Raw genomic sequence first — 26,933 nt, 5'->3', positions numbered from 1 at the left:
GTAAATCAGAAAAGATAAATGAATGAAGTGAAAGATCCCGTGACTGTTCTTAAGCCTGACTTAAGGACAGACATGATAGTTCGGGGTCAATTCCAATGAAGATTGAGCTATAAATGTCTGAATTTGCATTCTCCCGTCGTCATTTCTTGCTTGGAGCCAGTGCTCTTGCTTTGACGGGTTGCGTTTCCACCGGTGAAACCAAGCGCCCTTCGGCTGATCTTGCAGCCAACAAAATCAAGCCTGTCACTCCGCCAATGTATTATGCAGTGTGGGATGAAGGCTATCAGGTTCCTGAAGTCGATGTGTCGAAAATTCCGGAGAAATTCTGGCGTACGGAAGTTGATTATATCACGGATGAAAAGCCGGGCACGGTTATCGTCGATACCCCGAATAAATATCTCTACCACATTAAATCCGGTGGCCGTGCAACCCGCTACGGTATCGGCGTCGGTAAAGACGGTTATGCATGGTCCGGCCGTGCGAAAATTGCCTATAAGCGTAAGTGGCCGCGCTGGACACCACCGGATGAAATGGTAGCCCGTAATCCGGCGCTTGAACCTTACAGCATCGCCAATGGCGGCATGGGGCCGGGCTTGCAAAATCCTCTTGGTTCTCGTGCCCATTATATTCATAAAGACGGACGTGACACGATTTACCGTATTCACGGCTCACCTGAATATTGGACCATTGGTAAATCCGTTTCTTCCGGCTGTATCCGCATGGTCAATCAGGATGTGATGCATCTGTATGATAATGTGCGTGACGGCAGTGATATCGTCGTTATTCCGGATTTGAACAAAACCGGACAGGCGCATTCAGTGATGGCCGCCGGTTAATCACTTTTGTGGTTTACGCTCTTAATGAGTGTAAACCACACGCTTTTACGCGCGGTCGCCGATATGCCCGTGCTTCTGCCGGTTTGTATTTTAGCGTAATTTTTAAAAGCTAATTCTTATTTCGAGCAATTTGCGACAGAACAAAATCCTGTCCTCAAACCATGATTATAATTCACGCATGGTTTGTTTATTCTCTGAAGACTTCCGGTTTAAACTGACCTCCTGAAAACGCACCGGAATCAAGATTCTGTCTATGACGGGGGATTTACATGCAAATAGTTGAGCTGGATGTACGGCCGGTGCTGCGTGAGGGCGGTGAGCCGTTTCCGCTGATTATGCAGACTGTTTCCGGCTTGCAGGAAGGGCAATCCCTCAGATTGCTTGCAACTTTCCGTCCGGTGCCGTTGTTTCAGGTCATGGAGCGGAAAGGTTTTTCCTGTGCTGCCCGTGAAATTACCGGTGGTGACTGGGAGGTCATTTTCTCTCCGGCAATTTCAGAAGAATCCGCAGAAGAGATAAAGCCTGTCAGCCTGTCTGCCCGAACCGTAGTGCCGGAAATCTGGCCGGATCCGATGCATTATCTGGATTATTCATTGCCGGATCAGAAGACTGTTACGGAAGAAATCCTGCGCCTGCTTGGCAGAATTGAAGAAGGCGCTGTGATCTTCGCACTGTTCTCAGCTGAACCGCATTTCTTGCTGCCGGAGCTGGAAAATGCAGGTCATCAATGGGTCGGAAATTTTGATGCCAGCGGCGAAGCATACCGGATGATGATACGCTCCGGCGCTCATTGATTTGTTCTTATTCTGCCCGCTGGCGGCGATCCTGCAGCAGCATCGGTGCATATTCGATGACATAAAGGGCGAAAGCCGCAATCCATAACAGCGCCGACACTGCCAGAATTGTATGGAAATAATTCAGAATAATTTCCGCAAATGGTCTGAGGAGTGCTGAGGCAATCAGACAGACATAAGACAGAATGGTGAGCGGAGATGCGCTGAGCATATTGCCGGTGTGTCCGCGTGTGGCACGTCCCATCACTGCCAGCATCATGGTCGCGACAGCGCCGACTGTCAGAATATGCAATGTTGAATAGGCATTGAGTATATCAGCGGCAGACAAAGCGATCGCTATAAAACCTGCGGGAATGAAAGCATAGGCAATATGCAGGATGAGCAGGAGTTTTTCCGGTGCGGTTTCCCAGCCGCGCCAGCGTACCAGTCTCGCAATATGCAAGATCGCAGCCAGACTGGCGAGCACGAGTGTGACCGGCGTTTCCGGCGCAACTATCCAGCTTAGAAGCGTTAATGCGCCTGTGATGATGCAAAGCGCATCATAGCGGTTAAACGGTACAGGAAAACGTTTTTTCTGATTGCGGTTGAGCCAGTTGCGGGTGAAGCTCGGCACGATACGGCCGCCGATAATCATAATCAGCAGCACATAGGCACTGACAGCGATACGGCTGGCAAAAGCAATATCACCATCGGTTATCACAGTATAATGGAAGATCAGATTGGCGATGGTGAGAAGTGTGACACCGATCAGCACTTTCAGATTTTTCCATTGTTTGCCGGCAATGATTTCTCTTGCGCAAATGACCAGCAACAATGGCAGAAACAGGCTTTCCAATGCGATTGCCGCATAGAAATGGATGAGATCGGGATAGAGAAAGGCCAGACGTCCCGCCAGCCAGAAACCGGCAAGAATGATCAGCGGTGTGCCGGAGACCGGCAGGCTGCCGGTCCAGTTCGGTACAGCGGTCAGCAGAAACCCTGCCAGAACCGCAGAACCGAAACCGAACAGCATTTCATGGGCATGCCAGTTGAGTGCATCATAAGAACCGCCCAGCGGCATGCCGAGTGTGAGGGATAAAATCCACAACAGCATGGCAAGCACAGCCCAGATACCGGCACCGAGGAAAAACGGCCTGAAACCATAGCTGAAAAGCACAGGGCCGGTCATTTTTAACCCGCGCGGCACCGGTTTTCTGGTTTTGGTGTTTTCGTTTTTCAGATGGTCAGCGGTATCAGGGGCGTTCACAGCGGTGTCCTCATCTCAACATGCGGGCCGGTATGCAAACCTGCATCAGGCAGGGCTGTTATTTTTGTGCGCTGGCAATTGCTTTTTCGAGGCGCTGCTGCACCGGCTTTGGCTTTTTCGCGGCCACAATGGCATCGAGATTAGCCGGATTGTCACCGACAACGATCAGAGCGACCATGCCCATGGAATAATGCGGTGTGCATTTAACCAGATAAGCACCGTCCTGCTGGACAGTCAGCGTGTAGTTCTCATTGATTTTGCTTTTGAACTTTTCAACGCCTTCAGGGATCATATCTTTGACCGACTCGACATTGTGACCTTTATCCGTCGGGATGAAAATGATGTTGTCGCCGGGATTGGCTTTGATATAGGCGGGCTCAAAGACCATTGCGCCTTCTGCGCCTTTATTAAGCATGTGTACTTCAATATCGGCAGCCAGAGACGGCAGGGTGAAGAGGGCGAAAACGCCTGCTGTCAGAGCCAGTTTTGTTGCGGTAAGTTTCATGTCAGTCTCCGAAAAAAGGTAACCGCTTCAGCGGCTGCCCGTTTCTTAGGACAGATTGAAACATACCTCTTTGTCGGGGCGCAAAGAGGCTGAAAAACCGGACAAAAATGGTGGAGTATTTTAGTCTTCGTGCTCGGCCAGTCTTTTAAGGCCGGACAGATTGGAAACCAGAAGCAATTGCCGTCCGCCTTTGACCAGTCCTCTGGTTTCCCAGTTGCTGAGTATGCGTGAAACCGTATGCAATGTGGTGCCGGTCATTTCGGCAATATCCTGCCGCGAAATCGGAAAATCAATGCGGATATCAGCACCTTCATGAATGCCCGCTTCCTGTGCTAACCGGATAACCGTATGCGCGATGCGGCGCTCCACTTCCTGCGTGGACATTTCACGGATACGGTTATGCGCCTGATCCAGCCGCTGGCCGATCATCTGCATGGCGTTAATTGCCAGCGTGGGATTGCGCTCCAGAAAGCTGTTCATCATGTTCATCGGCCATGCGAGTACAATACTGTCGGCGACAGCAATCGGTGTGCCCGGATATTCTGTGCGCCCGATTGCCAGAGCAAATCCGAATAAATCACCGGGATGGACGACGCGCACAATCAGCTGCTGACCACCGGCGGTAACCTGCATGACTTTCAACCGGCCTTGCAGAAGCAGATAGAATGAGGTTGCTTTTTGACCTTGCTCGAAGACTTTAGCGCCTTTGGCAACAGGGCGCTGAGCCGCATTGGAGAGCAGTTTGTCCAGAGCGCTTTCTTCCATGCCTGCAAAGATCGGCAATGCGCTGACAAGCGTCCGGTCAATCATACTCATCCCTTTGCAGTCATGATACGCTATAGAGCCGTCGCCGTGACCGACCCTGTGTTCATCAATGTGGGATGAGTAGTAAAGCTTTGTGAAGCGTGGCGCAATTCAATATATTGCTATCATTTTCAGACTTTTAACCGCTGAAAACCATCTTTTTCAGTTTTTATATAGACAGAAGTTGCGGACATATTTTGCAGGATTGCACGGATTTCTGCCTGCTCCATCAGGCTGAAGGCTGTCGCCCATGCATCGGCAGAAGTGGCGTCAGGCGCGATAACTGTCAGTCGCTGATAATGGGACGAAGACAGTTCATGACTGTTCACAGCTTTCGGATTGAGCAGATGGTTGAAATGCCCGTCCGGATCAAACCGGAAACCGGCACCGCCGGATGTGGCCAGTGCATTGCCGGAGAGTTGCAGCATCGCATCGGGCTGCGGATCGGTTTCAAGATCGGCAATACCGATCTGCCAGGGCGTACCATCGGGCTGATTATCCAGACTACGATATTCACCCAGATTTATCAGCGTATTGGTCACGCCGTGGTCTGCCAGTAATTGCGTAATCAGATCAGTGATATAGCCTTGTGCCACACCATTGAGGGTCATGGCCATATGCGGGCGGTCAAAAACAATCCGGTCTTTACTGAAGCGCACGGCATCAAAGCCGGTTAAAGACTGCGCCTGCTGCAATTCCTGTGCGGAGGGGCCGGAGGCAGCGGCATGTTCTGCGGAGAAATGCCGCGCAAGACATGCCCAAAGCGGCTGAATGGTCGGGTCAAACAGACCGCCGCTTTTCTCCCAAAAACCACGGCATTTTTCCAGCAACTCAACCAGCTCCGGCGATGGTATCGCCAGAGCACCGGAGCGGTTGAGCGAGGCAAGTTCAGAGTCTGGCCGGTAAAGGCTGAAAATACCTTCCAGACGTGCGATTTCCGCACGAACCTGCCGGAGGAGGGCTTCTGCGGCCCTCTTGTCGGGATGATGCAGAATGATTTTTGCCGGTGCGCCAAGGGCAAAGCCCTGCCAGGTCACAGCATTATTATGTGCAGATGCACCGGCATGAAACGGCAGGAGGCTCAGACCCGCAGCAGCACAGCTGATACCGATAAAACGTCTGCGATTGATACGGTTTGTCATGGCAGCCTCCGTGCAAATATTCATGAGATTAGTGATGTGTGCTCATTGGTGCTTCAGTTGGCGCGTCTGAGGTGCCGAGAACATAGTCCTGCGGAATGTCGGCAAAGGTAACGATGTCGCCGCCTTTATCTTTGGCAAATTGCTCTGCCGCTTCACGGGTAGAGAAGGGCACGGTTTCTTTAGCCCCCATGCCGCCGGTAGCATTGCTGTTGATGACGAAAAAAGCCTTTTTCGCATCAACCCAGTTTTGTGCGCCCGGTTGCTCCCAGCTTGGGGCTTTGGCCATATCGGAGACATAGATTGCCGCGATATTTTTCGGCTCTTCCGGCAACATGGTAAAAGCCAGCGTGTCACGGGCAGAGGAGAACCAGATGGCTTCACTTGCCGGATGCAGAATGATCTGACCTTTCGGGCCGCTATGTTCCAGAACATTCATGCCGCAATAGCGCCCCATGGCAGCTTCCGTCAGCGCGAAAGGTGCCGGTGTCTCAGCCTGTTTTTCAGGCGAACAGGCGGACAGGGTAAGAGCGGCAATGACAGGGATGAAAAGGGAGATCAGTCTCATAGTTCTTTCCTTGAAAAGATGAGTATGGAAAGGCCGAGCGGAATGGCAGTCCATAATCCCAGCGCCAGAGTGAGGACACCTGCGCTCAGAGTTGTGGTGCCAGCAACGCCGCCCATGCCGGTGAGGGCACCGGCACCGCCTGTGCCGAAATTGAGCAGGCGATAGGCATCTGTCGGGTTGATAAGCAGCAAAATATTGAGCAAAGCAGTGCCGATCATCTGCCCCTGATCAAAAACCAGCAGGCCAAGCAGCGCCATGTCATAGATCAGCACAAAGAGCAGCCAGATACCGATGGCAATACCCGCAGCAGTGCTGCGCTCACGCACGATTGTGCTGGCGAAAAAACCGATGGCGATGAATACCGCGCCGAGCAAGATGGAACTGCCGATCAGTGACAGTAAAGCCAGCCAGCTTGCCGCATCAATGCCGCCGCCTGTCAGTGCAAGCACTATGGCGGTGCTGCCATAGCCGAACAGGGTCGCGAAAGCGAGAATAGTGAGCTGTCCGAGAAACTTGCCAAGAATGACCTGTTTGCGCCCGATCGGGTAACTCAGCAGTAACAGCATGGTGCCGCGTTCCATCTCGCCGACAACAGCATCATGAGAGATCAGCAGTGCAATCAGCGGGATCAGAAAAATGGTGAGGCTGGAGAGACTGACAATCACCACATCCAGCCGGTTGGAGCCGATGGTGCTGCCGGTCGGTGCATTGCCGAGGAAGCTCATGCTGAGCGCCAGCGCAGCCAGCAGCAGCGTGGTTGCCAGCACCCAGCGGTTGCGCAACCCTTCCTGAATTTCCTTACCGGCAATATGAATGAGATTTTTCATTCCGCGGCCTCTTTAACTGTGAGGAAATGGGCGTAAAGCTCATCCAGAGTAGGTGCCATGACATCAATATCCGTGATGTTATGGTTCTGAGCGATAACGGAGTTCAGAACCTGCATTTTATCTTCTGCGGAAACATCCGCCTCAAAACTTGCAAAGCCGGTTTTCCGCCAGCCAATCCGCAGGGATTGTCCGGCGCTGTGCGGTGCGGTTTCACCTTCGGCTAAGCTGACACGGATACGCACCGGCAGACGCGCAATATGGCGCAGATCATCCAGTGAACCGTCTGCGATGACCTTGCCGCGATTGGCGATAATCACCCGTCCGACACGATTTTCCAGTTCAGTGAGCGCATGAGAGGACATCAGAATAGTGGTACCTTCCGCACGCATAACCTCCAGCAGATCGTAAAAGTTTTTACGCAAGGCCGGATCAAGGCCGGTTGTCGGTTCATCCAGCAGCAGCACAGCGGGTTTGCCGAGCAAAGCCTGCGCCAGACCAAGCCGCTGGCGCATGCCTTTGGAATAGGTGCCGACACGGCGGTCTGCCGCATGGGACAGGCCGACATGATCGAGCAGTGCTGCGGTTTCCTTCACGGGAACGGATTTGAGCTTGGCGTAAAAGGACAGAGTTTCCCGTCCGGTCAGCGCCATATTGAAAGAGACATGCTCGGGCAGATAGCCAAGCTTGCGCCGTGCCGCAAATTGTCCGGCTGCGGGATCTTCACCCAGCACCAGCACTTTGCCATGTGTCGGGCGGATCAGTCCCAACATCAGCTTGATCATTGTGGTTTTGCCTGCACCATTATGGCCGACCAAGGCAATATTTTCACCGGCATTCAGCACATAGGACGCATCGCTGATGGCATTGAATGTGCCATAGGTTTTGGTAACACCGGCAAGCTTTACAGTTTCAGTCATGATTTATTTTCGCCTCCGGATTTGACCGGCATCGCAGGCGGTTTCATCAGCGGATAGCTGTCAATGACACCACCGGGCATCAATGCGGGAAATTGCGTCTGCGCCCAGCGGATTGTCTGGATCGCCGGACTGTTGATAAGAATTTTGGCCTGCGGAGCTGTCCACAGCACTTTGTCGATCAGATCATTCGGCCGGTAGGGGCTGTCAGCAATGCCGTCGCCATTGAGGTCAAAGGCGGGATTGTCGCTCCAGAAATTGCCGCGGCCTTTGGCCGACCAGTCGAGATTACGGGTGCCGACATATTTGACCTGATTGCGGCTGTTGATGAAGGCATTGCCGCTCATCACATTGCCTTCGGAACCGGCAGTAAAATGAATGCCGATGCTGCAATTTTCAAACTGATTGCCGGTGAATTTGTTCTTATTGGCGTTGTAGATGAAAACGCATTTCTCAGGCCCCAGCCGCAGGTTGCCAGTCTCTGCAGACGGGTCAGTTTCCGGTGCTGGCATGCCGTGCTCGGCGCTTTGTACACCGGCATCCATCCAGCGGTCAGCCGATTGCATTTTGCCGATCACCCGATTGCCGGTGATGACGGAACTGTTGGCATAGTTTAGCAGCAACCCGTGATCGCGGTCACCCTCCGAAAGATTGCCGGTAATTTTGAGCCGGCTGGTATACATAATGGCAAAGCCGACAGAATTATTGCGCGAGATATTATCGCTGACTTCGCTGTCATTGGTGTACATATAATGGACAGCAAAGCGCACATTTTCCATGAGATTGCCACGGAAGATATTCTTGCGGCTGGCATTGGTATAAATGCCGTCACGGCCATAGCGGATGATATTATTCAGCACTTTGGCACCCGGTGCATTCCAGATGGAAACACCGCTGCCGGTTTGCGCCATACGCACACCGCGCTTGCCAATAATCTCATTGCCTTCGGCCACGGAATCCTTGGCGCCATGCAGATAGATACCATAGAGATTATCAATCAGCCGGTTATTCTCTGCGCGTGCGCCGGTGGCGGTTTTGGCGATGAAAATACCGGAATTGAGATCAAAGAGATTGTCGCCGGAACCACGGATTTCCAACCCGCGAATGATGGTTTCCGGTGCATTGACGGTAATCGTATTGCCGGTACCGGAGCCGTAAAGCACGGCTCCGGCTTCCCCCTCCAGCATGACTGTCTTGTCAATGACGACTGACCCGTCATGCCGCCCTTTGAGCAGGCGGATCGTTTCCCCCGCCGGTGCCTGATCAAGGACGGATTGCAGATTTTGTCCGGCAGATACGGTGATCTCTCCGGCCAGTGCCGGAGAAATCAGTGCGGGCAGCAGGCCGGAAAAACACAAAGCCGTGGCCAAAGCATAGTGCTTCATTGCGGGCGCTCTGTGCTCCGGTAAAGCTGCGGAATTGCGTTTTTCCTTATGGCGCTGATGCTGCATGATGCTTAAGCGCCTTTCGGCTCAACAAGCATACGGCCTTTCATTTCCATATGCATGGCATGGCAGAACCACGAGCAGTAGTACCACCACACGCCCGGCTTATTGGCGATGAAGGTGACCGAGGCGGTGGCCTGCGGTGCCACTTCCATATTGATCCCGTAATTGATGATCGAGAAACCATGGGTTAGGTCTTCGATTTCATCAATATTGGTTACATAGACAGTGACTTCATCGCCCTGTTTGACGGTGAATTCCTCAAGGCTGAAGGCCGGTGCGGCAGAGGTCATATAGACGCGGACTTTATTACCGTCGCGGATGACCTCAGCAGCCTCCATCAGATCGACGCCATCGGCCTTTGCCTGTGCAACAGCATCGGCAAAGAACGGATCTTCACGATTCCAGGCATTGACCGGATTGATCTTGGAGCGATGTACGATTGTTGCGTCATGCGGTTCGGCAAAGCTTGGTCCGTCATGGACAATCACCATTTTATCTCCGGAAATATCAATGAGCTGGTCATTTTCCGGTTTGAGAGGACCCACATTGAGATAGCGGTCTTTGGAGAATTTATTGAGGGAGATCAGCCATTTACCGTCAGCCTCTTTGGTCTGTCCCATCGAGGTGTGGTTGTGGCCCGGCTGATAATGCACATCAAGTTTCTGGCGGATCGGATCAACCTTTTCGCCCTTAAAGGCACGTTTGGCATCCTCAATGTTCCACTTGCAGACCTGACTGTCGATAAACAGTGTCGTATAGGCATTGCCCTTGCCGTCATAGGCCGTGTGCAAAGGCCCGAGACCGAGTTCCGGCTCTGCCACAACGGCATCACGCGGATTGATTTTGTCATCAAACAGGTCGTCAAATTTGCGCACATCGAAAACGGTGACGGTCGGCGACAATTTACCATTGGCCACAATATGGATGCCATCCGGCGCGGTATTCATACCATGCGGGCTGTTCGGTACCGGAATATAGCGGGTGAATTTAGAGCCTTTGCGTCCGTCAATCACCGGCACGCCGTTGATTTCCTTGAACTCGCCTTTGGCAACCGCTTCTTCAATGCGTTTCAGGTTGAAGATAACAATCCAGTCCTGCTCACTGCCCATCATTTCGGCCAGTGTCACGCCCTCTTCGGAATTGTAGCAAGTGGCAAAAGCATATTTGCCCTGATAGTCACAGTCCACATTATCGAGATTGCCGCTGACCATGACCTGCCATGCTACCTTCATGCTTTCGCCGTCTACTGCGGTGAAAATCGCATGATAGTTTTTGGTATCTGTCAGATTTTTACCGTCATTCGGGATCGGCACGCGGTCTTCACCATTACAGAAGACATAGCCGGTCTTCGGATATTTCTGCACGCGCAGGCCATGAACCGTGTGCTGGTTCGGCAGCTGAATGATCTTGTCGCATTTCATCACATCAAGACGGATACGGCAGACGCGGGTATTGGCCTTGTCATTGGCATAGAGATAGCGGCCGTCATAGGTGCCGTCGGTAAAGGAAAGATGCGGATGGTGCAGATCGCCATTGTCGAAAACGCCGCCGCGGTCTTTCATAAACTCACGGTCTTCAGGCAACATGCCGTCACGGAGAACTTTCAGACTTTCATTGGTCTGCCCCCAGCCGGTGGCACTGTCACGGTTGAAAACCGGAATGCGCATCAGCTCACGCATGGATGGCAGGCCGACAATACGCACTTCACCGCTCTGGCCGCTGGAAAAGAATGTGTAATATTCATCCAGTTCCCCCGGTTTTACCTCCGCACTTGAACCGGATGCGGATGCCGCCATGGCCTGCTTCGGTGCGCCAGCCATGACAAGCGCACCGCCCATGCCGCTGGCACCGGCAGCGGCTACAAAAGCCGAGGTGCCGAGTAATTGCCGTCTGTTCATGCGGGTCTTATTTTCTTGCTCAGACATTGCTTTGTCTCCAGTTGAAAATTTCAGGATGCTGCGTCCGGTGCGGATGCGCCGGTAACAGGTTGTCCGTTATGGGTGATGATGGTTTTTGACTGATTGCCGGTACGCTCTGCCGGTGGCGTATAAGGTGCGTTGCGGGCAGCGAATTTCTCACGTTTGACACGCACCTGAATCATATGCGGGCAGCGCTGGTCATCGTGATAAAGTTCCTGACAATGCATGCAGTAGATACATTCATTGACATTGATCTGGCCTTCCGGATGGATGGACTGCACCGGACATTCAACGGCGCAGCGCTGACATGGCGAGCCGCATTCCGGCCAGCGTTTCAGCCATTCAAACATGCGGATACGGCCGGGTATGGCGAGTGCCGCGCCGAGCGGGCACAGATAGCGGCAGAAGAAGCGCTCGATGAACAGACCGGCAGTCAGCAATGTCAGGGCATAGATCACGAACGGCCATTCGCGGGCGAATTTCAGGATGATCGCGGTTTTGAACGGTTCGACTTCAGCGAAAACTTCGGCCAGAGCCACGGAATAGAGGGACAGACCAAACAGGCCGAGGAAGATAATATATTTGATCGGCCACAGACGTTCATGCAGACCCCAAGGCAGTTTGACCTGCGGTACTTTCAGCCATTGTGCCAGATTGTTGCTCAGTTCCTGCAGCGCACCGAAGGGGCAGAGCCAGCCGCAGAACGGGCCGCGTCCCCAGAACAGCAGACCGGCAGCAACCGAACCCCATAACAGGAAGGTCAGCGGGGAGGTCAGGAAGAACTCCCAGTTGAAACCGGTGATGAGCGAATTGGTGAAAGTCAGGACATTGACGACCGATAATTGGGTGTTGGTGTAGAAGCCAAGCCAGATAAGGATGAACAGAAGATAGCCGCGTCTGACCCATGCGAAGAAGCGCGGACGTCTGACCAGATGGTTCTGGAAGAAGAAGATTGCGACCAGTACCAGAATGGCGAAAGCAGTAATCACAATATTGATTTTGTTCATCTGCCACATCTGGATCCACAGCGGATTATCTTCTCCGAAGAAATCAGGCATGGATGCTTCACCGGCCGGTGCGCTGACATGTGGATTATTCGCAGTGGCAGCATCTTGTGCAGGCTGCACGGGAGCGGGTACAGGTTTGGCAGGTGCGGTGATGGTCACATATTGGTCGGGAAGCGTATAACCGAGGTCATAGAAGATGCTGGCTTTGTCACGGGCACCAAAGCCACGCTGTACCAGTAATTGCAGTTCCCATGGCTTTGTTACGTCGAAAGCGAAACCTTCCGGCACCGTGAACAGTGCGATTTCACGCAAATCCGGTGCGCCTTCAGCAGCAATATTGCCGATACGCGTATGGTTTTTATCCCGAAAACGGATGCCCTGACCGTCCTGCAACAGTTCGATACGGTCGAAAATACCGCCGCGTACGTAACCTGATCCCTTGAAGGAATAGGCACCATCACCGGCAACCAGTACGGCCTGCTGGCCGGGTTTAAGCCGTTTTTGCATCTGGTCATAACCGGCCTGTCCAAGCAGGCTGAGGCCGATAGAGGGTACCGATACCGGCGCGATATAAAGCTCGATGAATTGATCTTCAGGATCGGATGTTTCAGGATTGCCTGCGGCTTGCGGCTGTTTAGCGTCAAGAAAAGCTTGCGTTACTTCGCCGACGCTGAGCTTCAGGCTGCGGACAGAACCGTCACCGGTCAGTTCCTGCCAGTCACGGATATCCTGTTTTGACAGATCAACAGTGCGGGTTTTCTGCGGTGCCGCGACTTGTCCGGCAGCAAGCTGATTACCCAGACGACCGCTACGGATCAGCCCGACAGCCGAGCGCACTACACTGTCACCCATCACCAGAACAGTAACCGTGGCACCGCTGACAATTTCGACCTGAGGCGGTTTGGCTGTACCGGATGCAACGGCATTGAAATCGCTGTTGATGAGGGAGTTGAGCGCCGCAACCACTTTGGCTTCGGGAATGCCGATCAGCACAATCGGCTCTTTATGGTCGGCAAGTTTGATGCCGCGAATGATACCTTTGGTATCAATGCCGACGAGAATATGGATCGGCTTGCCGGAATAGCCGACTGAACTGGTAAAATCCGAATTCAGATAAATATAGCCGAGCAGATTCTGATTTTTATAAACCGGCGCAATCGGCGGTTCGCCTTGCGGCGTGCCGATACGATCCGCATCCTGAAATAGTTCCTGCACTTTTAGCACAGGCAGATACTTATCCAGTTGAGCGGCAAAGGCTGTCGATTGCAGGCTGATGAAGCCGCTTAACAGAAGACAGAACAGCAGGATCAGTTTTCTGATGAAAAATGCCGGACGATCATGAAAGCGATTCATATCAGGTGCTCACTGCAAGTCAGGTGCTGCAGCAGCAGGCTGCTCAGCGGTTATGCAGTGGACTTTAATGAAGTGGCGGAATGCGTCTTTGCGTCAGAACAAACTGACGATAATTGCAGGTGTTAATTATCTGAATATGTGCAGTTTGCTGTTCTTAGCGGAAATACACACGGTATAAAAATTCCGGCAATGTATGATTGCGACGGATATATATTCTCGGAATGCCAAACGGGTCATCATTTGGTTTAGCGCGAGCGGCAATTGTCGTGACCGCAGTTTGAAAACCTGCCTCACGTGCCATTAAGCGGTGTGTCTGATTATTGGCACCGTAGGGATAGCAAAAATGAGGAACCTCTGCGCCCAGCATGTCCTCCAGACGTGATTTTGATTCACTGATCTGGCGGCGGGCTTCCTCATCCGGTGTGTCATTCAGATTGACATGATCAAGCGTATGGGCGCCGACTTCATGCCCCAATGCTGCCCATTCACGCATTTGCGTAACGGACATACATGCCATTTCCGGAATGCCGATTGCCTTGTCCCAAATATTGCTGCCACCAATCTGGTTGGCCACAAAATAATTCGTGGCGGTGAAGCCGCATTCTGCCAGAACCGGTGCGGCATTTTCCAGCACATTCAGGAAGCCGTCATCAAAAGTCAGGACAGCAACCTTTCCGGTTTTTTCTCCCTTAATATAAGGCATGGCATCCCGCACAGAGAGCCCCTGATAGCCGAGTTTTTTCAGCCAGCGCATCTGACTTGCAAAGCGTTTAGGATGCACAAAAAGGCTGCGAAAAAGGACACTGCTGCCGACAGCTGCAATATGATGATAGACAAGGATTGGTACTGTCATAGGCAGATGCTTTTACTCTTCGGGCAGGGGAAGCTATCAGTAGCCGTCAATATCAACATAATGCATGGATTTTTTGCCACGGGCTCCATCGATAAAGCCGACCAGACTGCCTAAATTCGCAGCAATCGTTAGCAGGCCTCTTTCGCGATAGATGGGCAGTAATAAGCTGCCGACAAGCACTTTATAAACACGCGAAAGAACGGATTTGAAGGTGCGCCATAAGCTGCCGCTCTTTTGGTTTTTCATGCGTTCCAGATGCACTGTTCTGGCATGATCGCGGTTACGGCGATAATAATAGCTCAGTTTCAGACGTGAAGCGGGAACGGTTTCATAGGCAATGGCGTGCGGTGTCCAGCCTGTTTTTGCGCCAAGAGCTTTCGCCTCGGCCCATAGCTGCCAGTCTTCGCCGCCGGCCTGACCCAAAGCTGCGTCAAAGCGCAATCCTGTCGAGCGGAAAAAGTCGAGATTGCCCATCCAGCTGCCGGTCGCAAGTTTCAGCTGTCCGGCTTTGCCTTCATCGCGCTTTTTAATGGAGCGGTTTTCAGCATTGCGGTTTACTTTATCGACACCCTGCCAGACAATTTTTTGCCAGAATGACAATTTGCCTTCCGGTGGTGCAAAACGTACCGGTGCGCCGACAATATCAAGATTGTGGTGATCGCGTTCTTTCAGCAATTCCATGAGCCATTGCGGCTCTACCTGCTCGTCATCGTCAGCAAATGTCAGCAGATCATAACCATGATCAACAGCATAATTGAGCACGTGATTTCGGGCGGATGCGATGCCTAAAACCGGCTCAACAGTATAGACGACTTCAGCAGGCGAAACTCTTGCCTTAAAGTCATTGATAATCGAGCAGACTGTTTTCTCGTGATTGTTTTCTGCAATTAAAAAACAGACCTGTGTCCCCTCAGGAATAATCAGCCGGGCATAAGACATCAGCAATTTCTGCAGCATAACGGGGCGATCTTTTGTGATCGTACCGATGCAAATTTTCCGGTGCGTTTTTGAAACCAAAAACAATTCCCCCTGTGACCCCGACTTTGATTCCCATCTATCTGCCCCACCTATCTGAACGTGAGATAATTTCCCCACAATCTCCCGTGCAGATAGTCGCGATAAGAATGCTTATAATATCATAAGGTAACAATTTATTGTCACTTTAAAAATCTGTTTTACTCATAAAAATGCGTATTATTTTAAGTTTATTGAAAAAATATGATCTATTCTGTTTTTTTACCTAGATAAATTGAAGGTGAAAATGAATCTTTATTAGGCGCTACATAATATACTGGTGCTGATATGGTACTGTATTTAAAGGTGATTTGGGGAGAGCGCGCGGAGTATAGCTGTGCCCGATTGAGAGACCTCGTTAAAGTTTTTGAGAGGTCGTGAGATGTGCAGCGCCGGTAACGGCATGATGCCGTCTGTGCTGGTTGTAATATACTATTTTATGGGATTTGGATGGTGGGCGTAACAGGGATTGAACCTGTGACCCCTACAATGTCAATGTAGTGCTCTCCCGCTGAGCTATACGCCCATCCGATGACGCGCATACACCATATTGGCTCGCGCGCGTCAATGCCCTTTTGAAGAATAAAGAGAAAAAACTTTGTTTTACCTGTTGTTTTTCAACAGGCTTATCCCGATACCTGAAATCAGGCTGCCAGCAACATTTTCTCGATCTCATTCACGAGATCACGCAGGTGAAACGGCTTGGACAATACCTTGGCTTCACGCGGTGCGTTTGAATCAGGGTTGAGGGCAACAGCAGCAAAACCGGTGATGAACATGACTTTGAGGTCAGGATCAATTTCGGTTGCACGACGTGCCAGTTCAATTCCGTCCATTTCAGGCATAACAATATCCGTCAGCAGCAAAGAGAAGGGCTCTTCGCGCAGACGCTCATAGGCGCTGGCTCCATTGTCAAAATGGGTGACATGATAACCGGCTTTTTCCAGTGCTTTCACCAGAAAACGGCGCATATCATTATCATCTTCAGCAAGCAGAATTCTTTTCATTGGTCCGTCCGAATGTCTGTACGCTTTTTATCTGCGTGTCCCCAGCATGATATTGCGGTGACAAAATGGCAAGAAAAGCGATTCAATCTGATCCTATAAGACGCTGCTTTGGTAAATATCGGATGAATCATTCCCACTAATCTGCCCCGTCTCTGCGACCGGCAGGGCAAAAGTGTTTTATTGTCTATGCATTTTGGCAGGCAAGAACGACGTTAAAAATACCATATAGGGCAGTTCAAGAAAATGTCATGTGTCATGGTATGAAATTGTTCTTAAATAATAAACTGAATGCCTGCTGTCGGTATTTTCTGGCAAAATATGACAATTCCGGCTTTGCTTTTCCGGATTATCAGTTAGGCTTGAGAAATGAACCGGCTATCCGGCCAAATAATCCGGGCATATGCCCTTGCAGTATATGAAAGTGAAGAATGAGCCTGCAACGGGATTTTCAGACAATCACTCCTTTTGAAGTCTGTGCTCCGGCGCAACAGCGCATCCCGTTCGTTTTTAATTCGCCGCATAGCGGCAATTATTATCCGCCGGCATTTCTGCAGCAATCCCGTCTCAGCGCCCATGATATCCGTCAGTCGGAAGACTGCTATGTGGATGAATTATTCGCCATGGCTGTGCCGCTGGGCGCGCCTTTGTTGCGTGCACATTTCCCGCGCGCCTATCTGGATGTGAATCGTGAGCCCTTTGAGCTCGACCCGAAAATGTTTAACGAGCCTGTGCCGTCTTATGCGAATATCAGGTCGACACGGGTTGCAGGCGGCTTAGGCACAATTGCTAAAATCGTTGGTGAAGGTCAGGATATTTATAAATCCAGACTGCCATTATGTGAGGCGCTCGACCGGATCGAAACCATCTATAAGCCATATCATCATGTGCTCGGACAGTTGCTGAGCGATACGCGGGCACAATTTGGCTATGCTGTTCTGGTGGATTGCCACTCGATGCCAAGCGGAATGGATCTGGCTGATAATGCCGGTCAGAACGGGATTGCAGGGCGGCCGGATTTCATTATCGGTGACCGTTTCGGACGGTCCTGTTCGGATGCCTTGTCATGGGCGGCAATCGAGCTGCTGCAAAATATGGGCTATAATGTTGCGCATAATAAGCCTTATGCCGGCGGTTATATTACCGAGCATTACGGACGCCCGCATCGTGATTTCCATGCTTTGCAGATTGAAGTGAACCGCGCACTCTATGTCGACGAAAACAGCCTTGAGCACTTGCCGTCATTTGCGGGGCTTTGCCGTGATCTGACGCAATTCATGGCAGATCTGACGGCCTTGCCGGATTATGTGTTTTTGCAGAAACCGCAGGCCGCAGAATGAAAAATACATAAAAAAAGACCGCACAAAAGTGCGGTCCAAAATCTAGGGAGGAAACGCCCTTGCGGGCGAAAACAGACATATTGTCCGTTAACTATTTTATTTTGCCGGTGAGTTACGGTCAATTCGGAATTCGGAAAAATCAGACATTTTTATGAAAATTCTGAATTTTCTGAAGTTACAATCAAATTAACTTATTGATATATTTCATCAAAATACTTTGGCTAAAAGCTGTAGCTCAAGTATTTTGATGAGAGATATCGCCGAAATTTCGTCGAAATGCTAAAATCCTGCTGTGAAATGGAGTGAATTTTCGTGGTGAATTCGTCGTTTTTGAAAGAGGTTGCACAGGCAGCGTCTGAACAAACCCTGCCGCGATTCCGGCAAAAAATCGCAATCGATAATAAATATACTGTCGGTTTTGATCCGGTAACCGAAGCGGATCGCGAGGCTGAAAAAGCCATTCGCAAAGTGATCAATCAGCATTTTCCCGATCACGGAATTCTGGGCGAAGAATTTGGCGGCGAAAATCTCGACAGTAGCCATATCTGGGTGATTGATCCGATTGACGGCACCCGTGCTTTTATTTCCGGACTGCCGGTTTGGGGTACGTTGGTCGGCCTGATGGTCGATGGCGATGCCCGTATCGGCATGATGTCTCAGCCTTTCACCAATGAGATGTTTTATGCGCTGGGCGATGGTGCGTTCTGGAGCGGGCCGGAATATGCAGGCAATGGCGGGCATGTGCAGTTGAAAACCCGCCAGACCACAGATTTGTCGGAAGCAACGGTTTTCACAACGTCACCCGCTTTGTTCAAAGACGGACAGCGTGAAGCGTTTGATCGTTTGGAAGCACAGGTGCGTTTGTCCCGTTATGGTGTGGATTGCTATGCCTATGCAATGCTGGCTTCCGGTTTTGCCGATCTGGTGATTGAAAGCGGTTTGCAGCCCTATGATGTGATGGGCTTAATTCCGGTGATTGAACAGGCAGGCGGTGTCATCACGCAGGCCGATGGCGGCCCTGCGGAGAAGGGGGGCTATATTGTTGCTGCTTCTTCGGCAGCTCTGCATGAACAGGCTCTGAAACTACTGAACGCCTGACTATAGCGACCTATGCTTCAATCAGCGCCGGTTCAGTATTTTGTTCCGGCGCGTTTGATCCTGGTATGAATGCATCAAACGCTGCCCAGACCTGCTCCCGATAAAAATCGCTTTCCTGCAATAATTCGTGTCGTGCACCGTCAATGGTAATCAGAGAGGCGCTGCGTAGTTTTTCAGCAAGGCGCATTGCTGCTTTACCATCGACAACACGGTCGGCACCGGGAACGATAAACAGCGTCGGAATCGCAAAATTCTCGTAAAATTGCTGATTGTTGATGCTGTGAATGGCATTGAGTGTTTGCGCCAGCCAGCGGATTGTCGGCCCAGCAATACCCAGTTGCGGGTGGTCGCGGGTGATTGCGGCATTGCGCAGATAGCGGGTCTGATCGTGTGTAAGCGGGTTGCCGTCAAAACTCTCCGGCGGCAGTTGCAAAGGGACTTTACCAGCATAGCGGCTGCCAAAACCGGATGATGCCAGCAATGTGGCAAGCGGCCTAAGCTGACGGTCTGAAAAGATGCTGCGCGCCAGCCCGAGAAAAGGGGAAACCAGCACCATGCGGCGGATACGCGATTGCAGCATTTCATGCGATTGCAAGGCGATTAATGCGCCGGTTGAATGTGCCAGAATATAATAAGGCGGCGGGCAGTCCGGCATGATGATCGTCTTGAGAAAAATCTCGAAATCACTGCGGTAATCGGAAAATTTTCGGACATAGCCACGCGCGGCATCTTTGAGAATGCGGAATGATCCGCCCTGACCACGCCAGTCCATTGTCGCAACACAAAAACCGCGCCGGTTCAGATCACGGATCGTTTCATAATATTTTTCAAAGGCTTCATTGCGCCCGTGGAGCAAAATGACAGTGCCGTTGCGCGGTGTATCTTCCGCATAGGGACAAATAGCATAGCGCAGCTCAAACCCGTCGGCAGACTGAAAATAGCCTGCCTGCAATCCTGCGGGTGCCTTGTTATTTTCTGTCTCAAAAAACGGATTTGTCATTGCTGCTACTCTTGTCATTGCGTGCCGGTGAAGCTTTAGTGCTTCTTATATGGTCTGCATATAGCGGGATCATGGCGGGCGGAAGACAAATTGTAAATGCCGGAATTGCCCCCTTGAAATATGTTTTCTGTAATACCAGATCATTGGTGTAGCCGCCTGATAAGGGGCTGCGCGAACGAGAAAGGCTCGCCGATAACGGGAGTTTTTCAGACAGTCTTTTAACGCAACGTCGCTCTGAAGGAGGGCATTTTATGCGTCATTTTGATTTTTCTCCGCTTTACCGTTCAACCGTTGGTTTCGACCGTTTGTTCACAATGCTGGACAGTCTCGGCCAGCCGGAAAGTGCGCAGGCTTATCCGCCTTATAATATCGAGCGCACCGGTGAAAGCTCTTACCGTATTACCATGGCTGTGGCCGGTTTCGATCAGAATGAGATTGAAATTGAAGCGCACCGCAATCAGCTGACCATCAAAGGCACCAAGATTGCCGATGAAGCGGACAGTGAAAAAGAATTTCTCTATCGCGGGATTGCATCGCGTGCGTTTGAACGCCGCTTCCATCTGGCTGACCATGTTGAGGTCGCCGGTGCGAGCCTGAAAAACGGCCTTCTGCATATTGATCTCAAGCGTGAGATTCCTGAAGAACTGAAGCCACGCAAGATTAATGTGACGAGTGTTTCGGGCGATACTTCGCAAAGCATCGATGCCAAAACCGTTGATGCAAAAGCAATCAGTAAAAACTGATCTGCACATATTGTGAATCATGAAAAAGGGCAGGAAATTTCCTGCCCTTTTTTGTTTAAAGAGCTTTGATCAGGCTGACGAATTTATCTGTCTCGTCTTGCGTTGTGGCGAAGCTGGTAACAAGACGAATGAAAGTTTCGTCCTCAGCAATAGGATCAGCGCTGTGCGGCGGGTTCCAGTCATGGAATACTGCGCCCTGTGCCAGTAGTTTTTCACTGTCTGACTTTTTCAAAATGGCGAAAATCTCATTGGCCTGCGGCTGCCATGCCAGCTTCACTTTGCCGGAAGTTTTGATGGCATCTGCCATTCTGGTGGTCATGGCATTGGAATGACGGGCAAGATTGAGCCACAGATCATCTTGTAAGTAAGCATCAAACTGCGCGGCAATGAAACGGGTTTTGGAGAATAACTGCGCCGCACGTTTGCGGATGAACGGCAGGTCTTTCGCCTGTTGCGGGTTCATGAAAACCAGAGCTTCCGCACACCAGCAACCGTTTTTGGTGCCGCCGAAAGAGACGATATCAACGCCCTGTTTCCATGTCATTTCTGCCGGTGTAACACCCAGCGTCACCAGAGCATTGGCAAAGCGTGCGCCATCAAGATGCAGCGGCAGATCATGTTCACGGCAGATCGCTGAAATCGTTGCGATTTCATCAAGCGAATATAGTGTGCCGATTTCGGTAGCCTGCGTAATGGTCACAGCCATTGGCTGACCGGCATGGATGAAGGCAGGGTTGAAGCGTTTCAGCTCCTTGCGCAGATTTGCCGGATCCATTTTGCCCAGAGCGCCGTCTACCGGATGCAGACGGGCGCCGCCGGTGAAATATTCCGGTGCGCCGCATTCATCTTCGATCACATGGGCTTCACGATGGCAAAGCGATACACCGCCCGGACGGTTAACGCTGGCCAGCGCCAGAGAATTGGCGGCGGTACCTGTGCCGACAAAATAAACAGCAACTTCACGCTCGAATAATTCGTTGAAGCGCTGCTCGACCTTTTTGTCGATTTCGCTGGCACCATAGGAAGCAGCAAAACCACCGGCATGAGCAGTAATATTGGCATTAATATCAGGATGGGCACCGGCCCAGTTATCGGAAGCGAAGAACATCAAGAGCTCCGTATGCGTCAGGACTAAGAACTAAACTGCAAATCGTTTAGAGGGTGCAGTTTAATGTGATGCGTGTTTATAGCTGGTTTTTTCTGACACACGAATGAAACCTGATATCAAGTTTCGGTGTGGTCACATTGACGCAGTTTTCCTGATTTGCGTCTGGTGCTGCCAGCTAAATCCTTGTTTTTTCATATGATGAAATTGATTGCGCAATAAAATTACAAAAAATCGATTTAAAATTGAATATTTCGTGCTTGTAGAGCAGAAAATATTCTGCAATAAAATGATAGGGCAGCAATGCTGACCTATTGAGCAGGGTTCGGTCTAAGGAAAATCCGGCGAATTTTGCTGCAATTCATGCTATGATTTTATCTGTTTTCCGCAATGGCAATCAAAACAGCCGTTGCGATAACCGGTGAGAGCATTCCGTTCATGCGCACGCCATTGCGTGCTTAGCAACAAGGGAGGCCGGTCAATGATTAATCTGATGTATTATGCTGTCTGCTTCCTTTGGTGCGCTGCACGGACAGGCATTTTCACAAGCTCATTTAACAATTCTGCTGTTTCAGCTCCGGTCTTTATCCCGTCCGGAGGACGGGTTGGTGCCGCACGCCTGAGCCGGCACATGGCCCTGTACCGGGTCTAAGGAGGTTTCGATGTTGATCAAGTCGCATTCTGTTGGGGCATTTCAGGCTCATACGCATACAGAAAAAGGCGGCAAAACCACAACATCGACTAAAACCACCAAAACATCCCGAACTATGCCCAAGAAACAAGGGCTCTATGATCCGCGACATGAGCATGATGCCTGTGGTGTCGGCTTTATTGCGCAGATGAAAAATGTGCCGTCGCACCAGATTGTGCTGGACGGCTTGCAGATGCTTGAAAATCTCACGCATCGCGGTGCCGTGGGTGCCGACCCGCTGATGGGCGATGGTGCCGGTATTCTGGTGCAGATTCCGCACCAGTTTTTTGCACAAGAAATGGCAAAAGCCGGTATTCATCTGCCGGATGCCGGACATTATGCTGTTGGTCAGATTTTCATGCCGCAGGATGTGAAGCTGCGTGCCCATCTGGAGCGGGTGATTACGGAAGTGATCGCCGCAGAAGGTCAGACATTGCTCGGTTTCCGCACCGTGCCGGTGGATAATAGTTCACTGTCCAAAGCCGCAGATATTGCCGCAACCGAACCGGTGCATCGTCAGGTCTTTATCGGCCGCAATCCGAATATTGCCAGTGATGATGATTTCGAGCGCCGTTTGTTCGTGCTGCGTAAGGTGATTTCCAACCGGATTTTTCAGGAAACTGAAGGCCGTGACAACGGTTTCTATATTGTTTCCATGTCTGCCCGCACCGTTGTTTATAAAGGCATGTTTCTGGCCTATCAGGTCGGTGCTTATTACAAAGACTTGGCCGATCCGCGTTTTGAGAGTGCCATTGCACTGGTGCATCAGCGCTTTTCAACCAATACTTTCCCATCGTGGAAGCTGGCGCATCCGTATCGTATGGTTGCCCATAATGGCGAGATCAACACGCTGCGCGGCAATGTAAACTGGATGGCTGCGCGTCAGGCTTCGGTGGATAGCGAGCTGTTCGGCAATGATATTTCCAAGCTCTGGCCGATCTCCTATGAAGGCCAGTCGGACACGGCTTGTTTTGACAATGCACTCGAATTTCTGGTGCAGGGCGGTTATCGCCTGAGTCATGCGATGATGATGCTGATCCCTGAAGCCTGGGGCAATAACAAGCTGATGGCTGATGAGCGTAAGGCATTTTACGAATATCATGCCGCTTTGATGGAGCCTTGGGACGGTCCTGCCGCCGTTGCTTTCACAGACGGCCGTCAGATTGGCGCGACGCTGGATCGTAACGGTCTGCGTCCGGCACGTTATCTGGTGACCGATGATGACCGGATCATTCTGGCATCGGAGGCGGGTGTACTGCCGGTGGACGAGAGCCGCATTGTCAAAAAATGGCGGTTGCAGCCGGGGCGTATGCTGCTGATTGATCTGGAAAAGGGGCGCATTGTCAGTGATGACGAGCTGAAATCCCAGATCGCCAGCGCGCATCCATATCGCCAATGGCTGAAAAACACACAGCTGGTGCTGGAAGATCTGGCACCGGTGGAACCACGCGCACTACGCCGTGATGTCAGTCTGATCGAGCGTCAGCGCAGTTTTGGTTATACACAGGAAGACACCAAACTGCTGATGGCACCGATGGCGACAACGGGGCAGGAAGCGGTTGGTTCGATGGGTACGGATACACCGATTTCCGCGCTCTCGGACAAGGCCAAGCTGCTTTATACCTATTTCAAGCAGAATTTTGCGCAGGTGACCAATCCACCGATTGATCCGATCCGGGAAGAGCTGGTGATGAGCCTTGTATCTTTTATCGGGCCGCGGCCAAACCTGTTTGATCTGGTCGGCACTTCACGGCGCAAGCGTATGGAAGTGCGCCAACCGATCCTGACCAATGCTGATCTGGAAAAAATCCGCTCGATCGGCCATTCGGAAGACCGGTTTGACACCAAAACACTGGATATTACCTATCCGGTGAATGAAGGCGCGGCGGGTATGGATGGCACATTGGCACGTCTGTGCGACCGTGCGGAAGCGGCGGTGCATGGCGGCTATAATATCATTATTCTGTCTGACCGGCAGGTCGGGCCTGACCGTATCGCCATTCCGGCTTTGCTGGCAACAGCTGCTGTGCATCATCATCTGATCCGCAAAGGTCTGCGTACATCTGTGGGATTGGTGGTCGAGAGTGGTGAACCGCGCGAAGTGCATCATTTCTGCTGCCTTGCCGGTTATGGTGCCGAGGCGATCAATCCTTATCTCGCTTTTGATACGCTGACCGATATGCATCAGCGCGGCGATTTCCCGCCAGAAGTTGATAGCAGTGAGATTGTCAGCCGTTATATCAAATCCATCGGCAAAGGCATGCTGAAGGTGATGTCGAAAATGGGCATCTCTACCTATCAGTCCTATTGTGGTGCGCAGATTTTCGATGCCATCGGCTTAAAACAGGATTTTGTTGACCGGTATTTCTTCGGAACCGCTTCGATGATTGAAGGTGTGGGCTTAAATGAAGTGGCACAGGAAACTGTGTTGCGGCATAACACGGCCTTTGTGAAAGAAATTGGCGGTACCGGTGCGCTGCCTGCGGGCGGTGAATATGCGTATCGTATTCGCGGTGAGGCGCATATGTGGTCGCCGGATGCGGTGGCCAAGCTGCAACATGCCGTGCGCAATGACAATCCGAAGAGCTTTGCGGAATATTCCGAAATGCTTAACAGCCGTTCTGCGGCAGCCAAAACCATCCGCAGCCTTTTCCATCTCAAGCGCGCTGGTGAACGCGGAAAGAGGCCGGTTGATCTGGCAGAAGTTGAGCCTGCGGCTGAAATCGTCAAGCGCTTTTCAACCGGTGCGATGTCCTTCGGTTCGATCTCGCGTGAAGCACATACAACACTGGCCGTTGCCATGAACCGGATGGGTGCCAAGTCCAATACCGGTGAGGGTGGTGAAGAGCCGGATCGTCTCTATCCGCTGCGTGACGGTTCACCAAATCCGCAACGCTCGGCGATCAAGCAGGTGGCATCAGGACGTTTTGGCGTGACCACGGAATATCTGGTCAATGCCGACATGATTCAGATCAAGGTGGCGCAGGGTGCCAAGCCCGGTGAAGGCGGTCAGTTGCCGGGGCATAAAGTGGATGCGACAATTGCCAAGACACGTCATTCCACCCCGCGTGTCGGCTTGATCTCACCGCCGCCGCATCATGATATCTATTCCATTGAAGATCTGGCACAGCTGATTTTCGACCTGAAAAATGTCAATCCGCAAGCCGATATTTCGGTCAAGCTGGTGTCGGAAGTCGGCGTCGGTACGGTTGCTGCCGGTGTTGCCAAGGCACGTGCCGATCATATCACCGTTTCCGGTTATGACGGCGGTACCGGTGCATCGCCGCTGACTTCGCTGAAACATGCCGGTTCCCCTTGGGAAACAGGACTGGCGGAAACGCATCAGACATTGGTTCTCAATGGTTTGCGCTCGCGCATTGCATTGCAGGTCGATGGTGGTTTGCGTACCGGTCGTGATGTGATTATCGGTGCTTTGCTGGGTGCGGATGAATTCGGTTTCTCCACCGCGCCGCTGATTGCTGCCGGTTGTATCATGATGCGCAAATGCCATCTCAATACTTGTCCGGTTGGTGTGGCGACCCAAGATCCTGTGCTGCGTCAGCGTTTCAAAGGCACACCGGAGCATGTGATTAACTTCTTCTTCTATCTGGCGGAAGAAGTGCGCGTGCTGCTGGCCGAGCTTGGCTTTACCAGATTGGAGCAGATTATCGGTCGCTCCGACCTGTTGGAAAAGCAAGCAGCGATTAATCACTGGAAGGCACAGGGGCTGGATTTCAGCCGTATCTTCTACCGCCCTTATGCGGCAATCTCAGGCGATGAAAAACAATTGCGTCATACGCAATTGCAGCAGCATCCGATTGATGATGTGCTGGATCGTGATCTGATTGCAGCTGCCGCACCGGCACTGGAAAATCGTGAGAAGGTTACACTTATCCGCAGCATTAAAAATACCGATCGCTCGGCAGGGGCGATGTTGTCCGGTGCGCTGGTCAGCTGTTACCGCCATAAAGGTCTGCCGGAAGATACGATTCAGGTGCGTTTCAATGGTACTGCGGGGCAGTCTTTCGCAGCCTTTCTGGCACATGGCATCAGTTTCGAACTGCATGGCGAAGGCAATGACTATATCGGCAAGGGCCTAAGCGGCGGACGGATTATTATCCGTCCGAGTGAAGACAGCCGGCTCAAGGCCGATGAGGCGATTATTGCGGGCAATACTGTGCTCTACGGCGCGATTGAAGGCGAATGTTATATTCGCGGACAGGCGGGCGAGCGTTTCGCTGTGCGTAATTCCGGTGCCGTTGCGGTTGTTGAAGGCGTGGGCGACCACGGCTGCGAATATATGACCGGCGGTGTGGTGGTTGTGATCGGCGAAACAGGTCGCAATTTCGCGGCCGGTATGTCTGGTGGTGTGGCCTATGTGCTGGATGAAGCCGGTGATTTTGCCCAGCGTTGCAATATGGCGATGGTCGAACTGGAGCCGGTGCCTGAAGAGGACGACATTCTCGAAAAGCTGCATCATCACGGCGGTGACCTGATGCATAAAGGCCGCGTGGATGTTTCCGGCAATATGACCCGTCACGATGAGGAGCGTCTGGCACAGCTGCTGGCCAATCATCATCATTATACGGGGTCGCAACAGGCACGGATGATCCTTGATAACTGGGAACAGTATCGTCCGAAATTCGTCAAAGTCATGCCGGTCGAATATCGCCGTGCCTTGGAAGAGATGGAACTTCTGCGCAATCCGGTTGCCGCAGAATAATC

Annotated in this window: 21 protein-coding genes and 1 tRNA gene; 6 read left to right on the top strand and 16 right to left on the bottom strand. The window is 51.7% G+C overall.

All coding sequences use genetic code 11. The annotated features are described in order from the left end of the window. Positions 1 to 113 precede the first annotated feature (113 nt). Both LDL70_RS11580 and LDL70_RS11575 read left to right on the top strand, forming a co-directional pair. Positions 114 to 836, top strand: coding sequence for a L,D-transpeptidase (locus LDL70_RS11580; protein WP_022712560.1), 723 nt, complete (start codon positions 114 to 116; stop codon positions 834 to 836). Between the two features lie 269 nt (positions 837 to 1,105). Beyond that, positions 1,106 to 1,630, top strand: coding sequence for a DUF2249 domain-containing protein (locus LDL70_RS11575; RefSeq protein ID WP_225685110.1), 525 nt, complete (start codon positions 1,106 to 1,108; stop codon positions 1,628 to 1,630). Positions 1,631 to 1,637: 7 nt separating this feature from the next. On the opposite strand, the gene LDL70_RS11570 is transcribed toward LDL70_RS11575, so the two are convergent. The 14 genes from LDL70_RS11570 to cpdR all read right to left on the bottom strand — a co-directional run bounded on the left by LDL70_RS11570 (position 1,638) and on the right by cpdR (position 16,234). Next, positions 1,638 to 2,798, bottom strand: coding sequence for an NnrS family protein (locus LDL70_RS11570; RefSeq protein WP_225688527.1), 1,161 nt, complete (start codon positions 2,796 to 2,798; stop codon positions 1,638 to 1,640). 136 nt (positions 2,799 to 2,934) lie between these two features. Then, positions 2,935 to 3,381, bottom strand: coding sequence for a pseudoazurin (locus LDL70_RS11565; RefSeq protein ID WP_022712562.1), 447 nt, complete (start codon positions 3,379 to 3,381; stop codon positions 2,935 to 2,937). A 120-nt stretch (positions 3,382 to 3,501) separates the two neighbouring features. Then, the gene (locus LDL70_RS11560) at positions 3,502 to 4,197 is read right to left on the bottom strand and encodes a Crp/Fnr family transcriptional regulator (protein WP_225685109.1); all 696 of its coding nucleotides are present in this window, start codon (positions 4,195 to 4,197) and stop codon (positions 3,502 to 3,504) included. A gap of 119 nt (positions 4,198 to 4,316) precedes the next feature. Beyond that, positions 4,317 to 5,327 (bottom strand): FAD:protein FMN transferase, encoded by a 1,011-nt coding sequence (locus LDL70_RS11555; RefSeq protein WP_225685108.1) that lies wholly within the window; start codon positions 5,325 to 5,327, stop codon positions 4,317 to 4,319. Between the two features lie 28 nt (positions 5,328 to 5,355). After that, positions 5,356 to 5,892, bottom strand: a complete 537-nt coding sequence (locus tag LDL70_RS11550; protein WP_075656996.1) for a nitrous oxide reductase accessory protein NosL — start codon at positions 5,890 to 5,892, stop codon at positions 5,356 to 5,358. Beyond that, entirely contained in the window at positions 5,889 to 6,719 is an 831-nt protein-coding gene (locus tag LDL70_RS11545) for an ABC transporter permease subunit (protein WP_225685107.1), read from the bottom strand. Before LDL70_RS11545 ends, LDL70_RS11550 begins: the two co-directional genes overlap by 4 nt. Then, entirely contained in the window at positions 6,716 to 7,636 is a 921-nt protein-coding gene (locus LDL70_RS11540; protein WP_225685106.1) for an ABC transporter ATP-binding protein, read from the bottom strand. Before LDL70_RS11540 ends, LDL70_RS11545 begins: the two co-directional genes overlap by 4 nt. Further along, positions 7,633 to 9,018, bottom strand: coding sequence for a nitrous oxide reductase family maturation protein NosD (locus LDL70_RS11535; RefSeq protein ID WP_225685105.1), 1,386 nt, complete (start codon positions 9,016 to 9,018; stop codon positions 7,633 to 7,635). The genes LDL70_RS11540 and LDL70_RS11535 overlap by 4 nt, the downstream gene beginning before the upstream one ends. Before the next feature lie 71 nt (positions 9,019 to 9,089). Continuing rightward, entirely contained in the window at positions 9,090 to 11,006 is a 1,917-nt protein-coding gene (gene nosZ / locus LDL70_RS11530; RefSeq protein ID WP_151160064.1) for a TAT-dependent nitrous-oxide reductase, read from the bottom strand. 23 nt (positions 11,007 to 11,029) lie between these two features. Next, positions 11,030 to 13,360, bottom strand: coding sequence for a 4Fe-4S binding protein (locus tag LDL70_RS11525; protein ID WP_370637667.1), 2,331 nt, complete (start codon positions 13,358 to 13,360; stop codon positions 11,030 to 11,032). 154 nt (positions 13,361 to 13,514) lie between these two features. Beyond that, the gene (locus LDL70_RS11520) at positions 13,515 to 14,213 is read right to left on the bottom strand and encodes a polysaccharide deacetylase family protein (RefSeq protein WP_225685104.1); all 699 of its coding nucleotides are present in this window, start codon (positions 14,211 to 14,213) and stop codon (positions 13,515 to 13,517) included. A gap of 36 nt (positions 14,214 to 14,249) precedes the next feature. Then, positions 14,250 to 15,308 (bottom strand): glycosyltransferase family 2 protein, encoded by a 1,059-nt coding sequence (locus LDL70_RS11515; RefSeq protein WP_225685103.1) that lies wholly within the window; start codon positions 15,306 to 15,308, stop codon positions 14,250 to 14,252. 370 nt (positions 15,309 to 15,678) lie between these two features. Then, positions 15,679 to 15,753 (bottom strand) — tRNA-Val (locus LDL70_RS11510). 118 nt (positions 15,754 to 15,871) lie between these two features. Further along, positions 15,872 to 16,234 (bottom strand): cell cycle two-component system response regulator CpdR, encoded by a 363-nt coding sequence (cpdR, locus tag LDL70_RS11505; RefSeq protein ID WP_022709690.1) that lies wholly within the window; start codon positions 16,232 to 16,234, stop codon positions 15,872 to 15,874. A gap of 428 nt (positions 16,235 to 16,662) precedes the next feature. Between cpdR and LDL70_RS11500 the strand changes: the two genes are divergently transcribed. Both LDL70_RS11500 and hisN read left to right on the top strand, forming a co-directional pair. Next, positions 16,663 to 17,571: an N-formylglutamate amidohydrolase gene (locus LDL70_RS11500; protein WP_225685102.1), complete on the top strand. Its 909-nt coding sequence runs from the start codon at positions 16,663 to 16,665 to the stop codon at positions 17,569 to 17,571. 306 nt (positions 17,572 to 17,877) lie between these two features. Further along, positions 17,878 to 18,669, top strand: a complete 792-nt coding sequence (gene hisN / locus LDL70_RS11495; RefSeq protein ID WP_370637831.1) for a histidinol-phosphatase — start codon at positions 17,878 to 17,880, stop codon at positions 18,667 to 18,669. A gap of 10 nt (positions 18,670 to 18,679) precedes the next feature. Here the strand turns inward: hisN and LDL70_RS11490 are convergent, their stop codons facing one another. Beyond that, complete coding sequence (locus LDL70_RS11490) at positions 18,680 to 19,669, bottom strand: alpha/beta fold hydrolase (protein WP_225685101.1); 990 nt, start codon at positions 19,667 to 19,669, stop codon at positions 18,680 to 18,682. 251 nt (positions 19,670 to 19,920) lie between these two features. On the opposite strand from LDL70_RS11490, the gene LDL70_RS11485 reads away from it, so the two are divergent. Further along, positions 19,921 to 20,412, top strand: a complete 492-nt coding sequence (locus LDL70_RS11485) for an Hsp20 family protein (RefSeq protein ID WP_151160058.1) — start codon at positions 19,921 to 19,923, stop codon at positions 20,410 to 20,412. A 55-nt stretch (positions 20,413 to 20,467) separates the two neighbouring features. Here the strand turns inward: LDL70_RS11485 and LDL70_RS11480 are convergent, their stop codons facing one another. Then, complete coding sequence (locus tag LDL70_RS11480; protein WP_151160057.1) at positions 20,468 to 21,520, bottom strand: low specificity L-threonine aldolase; 1,053 nt, start codon at positions 21,518 to 21,520, stop codon at positions 20,468 to 20,470. A gap of 659 nt (positions 21,521 to 22,179) precedes the next feature. Here LDL70_RS11480 and gltB point away from each other — a divergent pair. Next, on the top strand, positions 22,180 to 26,931 hold the full coding sequence (gene gltB, locus LDL70_RS11475) for a glutamate synthase large subunit (protein ID WP_225685100.1): 4,752 nt from the start codon (positions 22,180 to 22,182) through the stop codon (positions 26,929 to 26,931). Positions 26,932 to 26,933 lie beyond the last annotated feature (2 nt).

Source organism: Pseudochrobactrum sp. XF203, from assembly GCF_020341615.1.
Classification (GTDB): domain Bacteria; phylum Pseudomonadota; class Alphaproteobacteria; order Rhizobiales; family Rhizobiaceae; genus Pseudochrobactrum; species Pseudochrobactrum saccharolyticum.
Note: the sequence above shows the minus strand (reverse complement) of the source record. Positions and strands in the feature narration are given on the sequence as shown.

Bases quoted from the DNA above. Each gene is read 5' to 3' on its own strand.
- LDL70_RS11580 (WP_022712560.1), top strand. From the start codon at position 114: ATGTCTGAATTTGCATTCTCCCGTCGTCATTTCTTGCTTGGAGCCAGT.
- LDL70_RS11575 (WP_225685110.1), top strand. From the start codon at position 1,106: ATGCAAATAGTTGAGCTGGATGTACGGCCGGTGCTGCGTGAGGGCGGT.
- LDL70_RS11570 (WP_225688527.1), bottom strand. From the start codon at position 2,798: ATGACCGGCCCTGTGCTTTTCAGCTATGGTTTCAGGCCGTTTTTCCTC.
- LDL70_RS11565 (WP_022712562.1), bottom strand. From the start codon at position 3,381: ATGAAACTTACCGCAACAAAACTGGCTCTGACAGCAGGCGTTTTCGCC.
- LDL70_RS11560 (WP_225685109.1), bottom strand. From the start codon at position 4,197: ATGAGTATGATTGACCGGACGCTTGTCAGCGCATTGCCGATCTTTGCA.
- LDL70_RS11555 (WP_225685108.1), bottom strand. From the start codon at position 5,327: ATGACAAACCGTATCAATCGCAGACGTTTTATCGGTATCAGCTGTGCT.
- LDL70_RS11550 (WP_075656996.1), bottom strand. From the start codon at position 5,892: ATGAGACTGATCTCCCTTTTCATCCCTGTCATTGCCGCTCTTACCCTG.
- LDL70_RS11545 (WP_225685107.1), bottom strand. From the start codon at position 6,719: ATGAAAAATCTCATTCATATTGCCGGTAAGGAAATTCAGGAAGGGTTG.
- LDL70_RS11540 (WP_225685106.1), bottom strand. From the start codon at position 7,636: ATGACTGAAACTGTAAAGCTTGCCGGTGTTACCAAAACCTATGGCACA.
- LDL70_RS11535 (WP_225685105.1), bottom strand. From the start codon at position 9,018: ATGAAGCACTATGCTTTGGCCACGGCTTTGTGTTTTTCCGGCCTGCTG.
- nosZ (WP_151160064.1), bottom strand. From the start codon at position 11,006: ATGTCTGAGCAAGAAAATAAGACCCGCATGAACAGACGGCAATTACTC.
- LDL70_RS11525 (WP_370637667.1), bottom strand. From the start codon at position 13,360: ATGAATCGCTTTCATGATCGTCCGGCATTTTTCATCAGAAAACTGATC.
- LDL70_RS11520 (WP_225685104.1), bottom strand. From the start codon at position 14,213: ATGACAGTACCAATCCTTGTCTATCATCATATTGCAGCTGTCGGCAGC.
- cpdR (WP_022709690.1), bottom strand. From the start codon at position 16,234: ATGAAAAGAATTCTGCTTGCTGAAGATGATAATGATATGCGCCGTTTT.
- LDL70_RS11500 (WP_225685102.1), top strand. From the start codon at position 16,663: ATGAGCCTGCAACGGGATTTTCAGACAATCACTCCTTTTGAAGTCTGT.
- LDL70_RS11490 (WP_225685101.1), bottom strand. From the start codon at position 19,669: ATGACAAATCCGTTTTTTGAGACAGAAAATAACAAGGCACCCGCAGGA.
- LDL70_RS11485 (WP_151160058.1), top strand. From the start codon at position 19,921: ATGCGTCATTTTGATTTTTCTCCGCTTTACCGTTCAACCGTTGGTTTC.
- LDL70_RS11480 (WP_151160057.1), bottom strand. From the start codon at position 21,520: ATGTTCTTCGCTTCCGATAACTGGGCCGGTGCCCATCCTGATATTAAT.
- gltB (WP_225685100.1), top strand. From the start codon at position 22,180: ATGTTGATCAAGTCGCATTCTGTTGGGGCATTTCAGGCTCATACGCAT.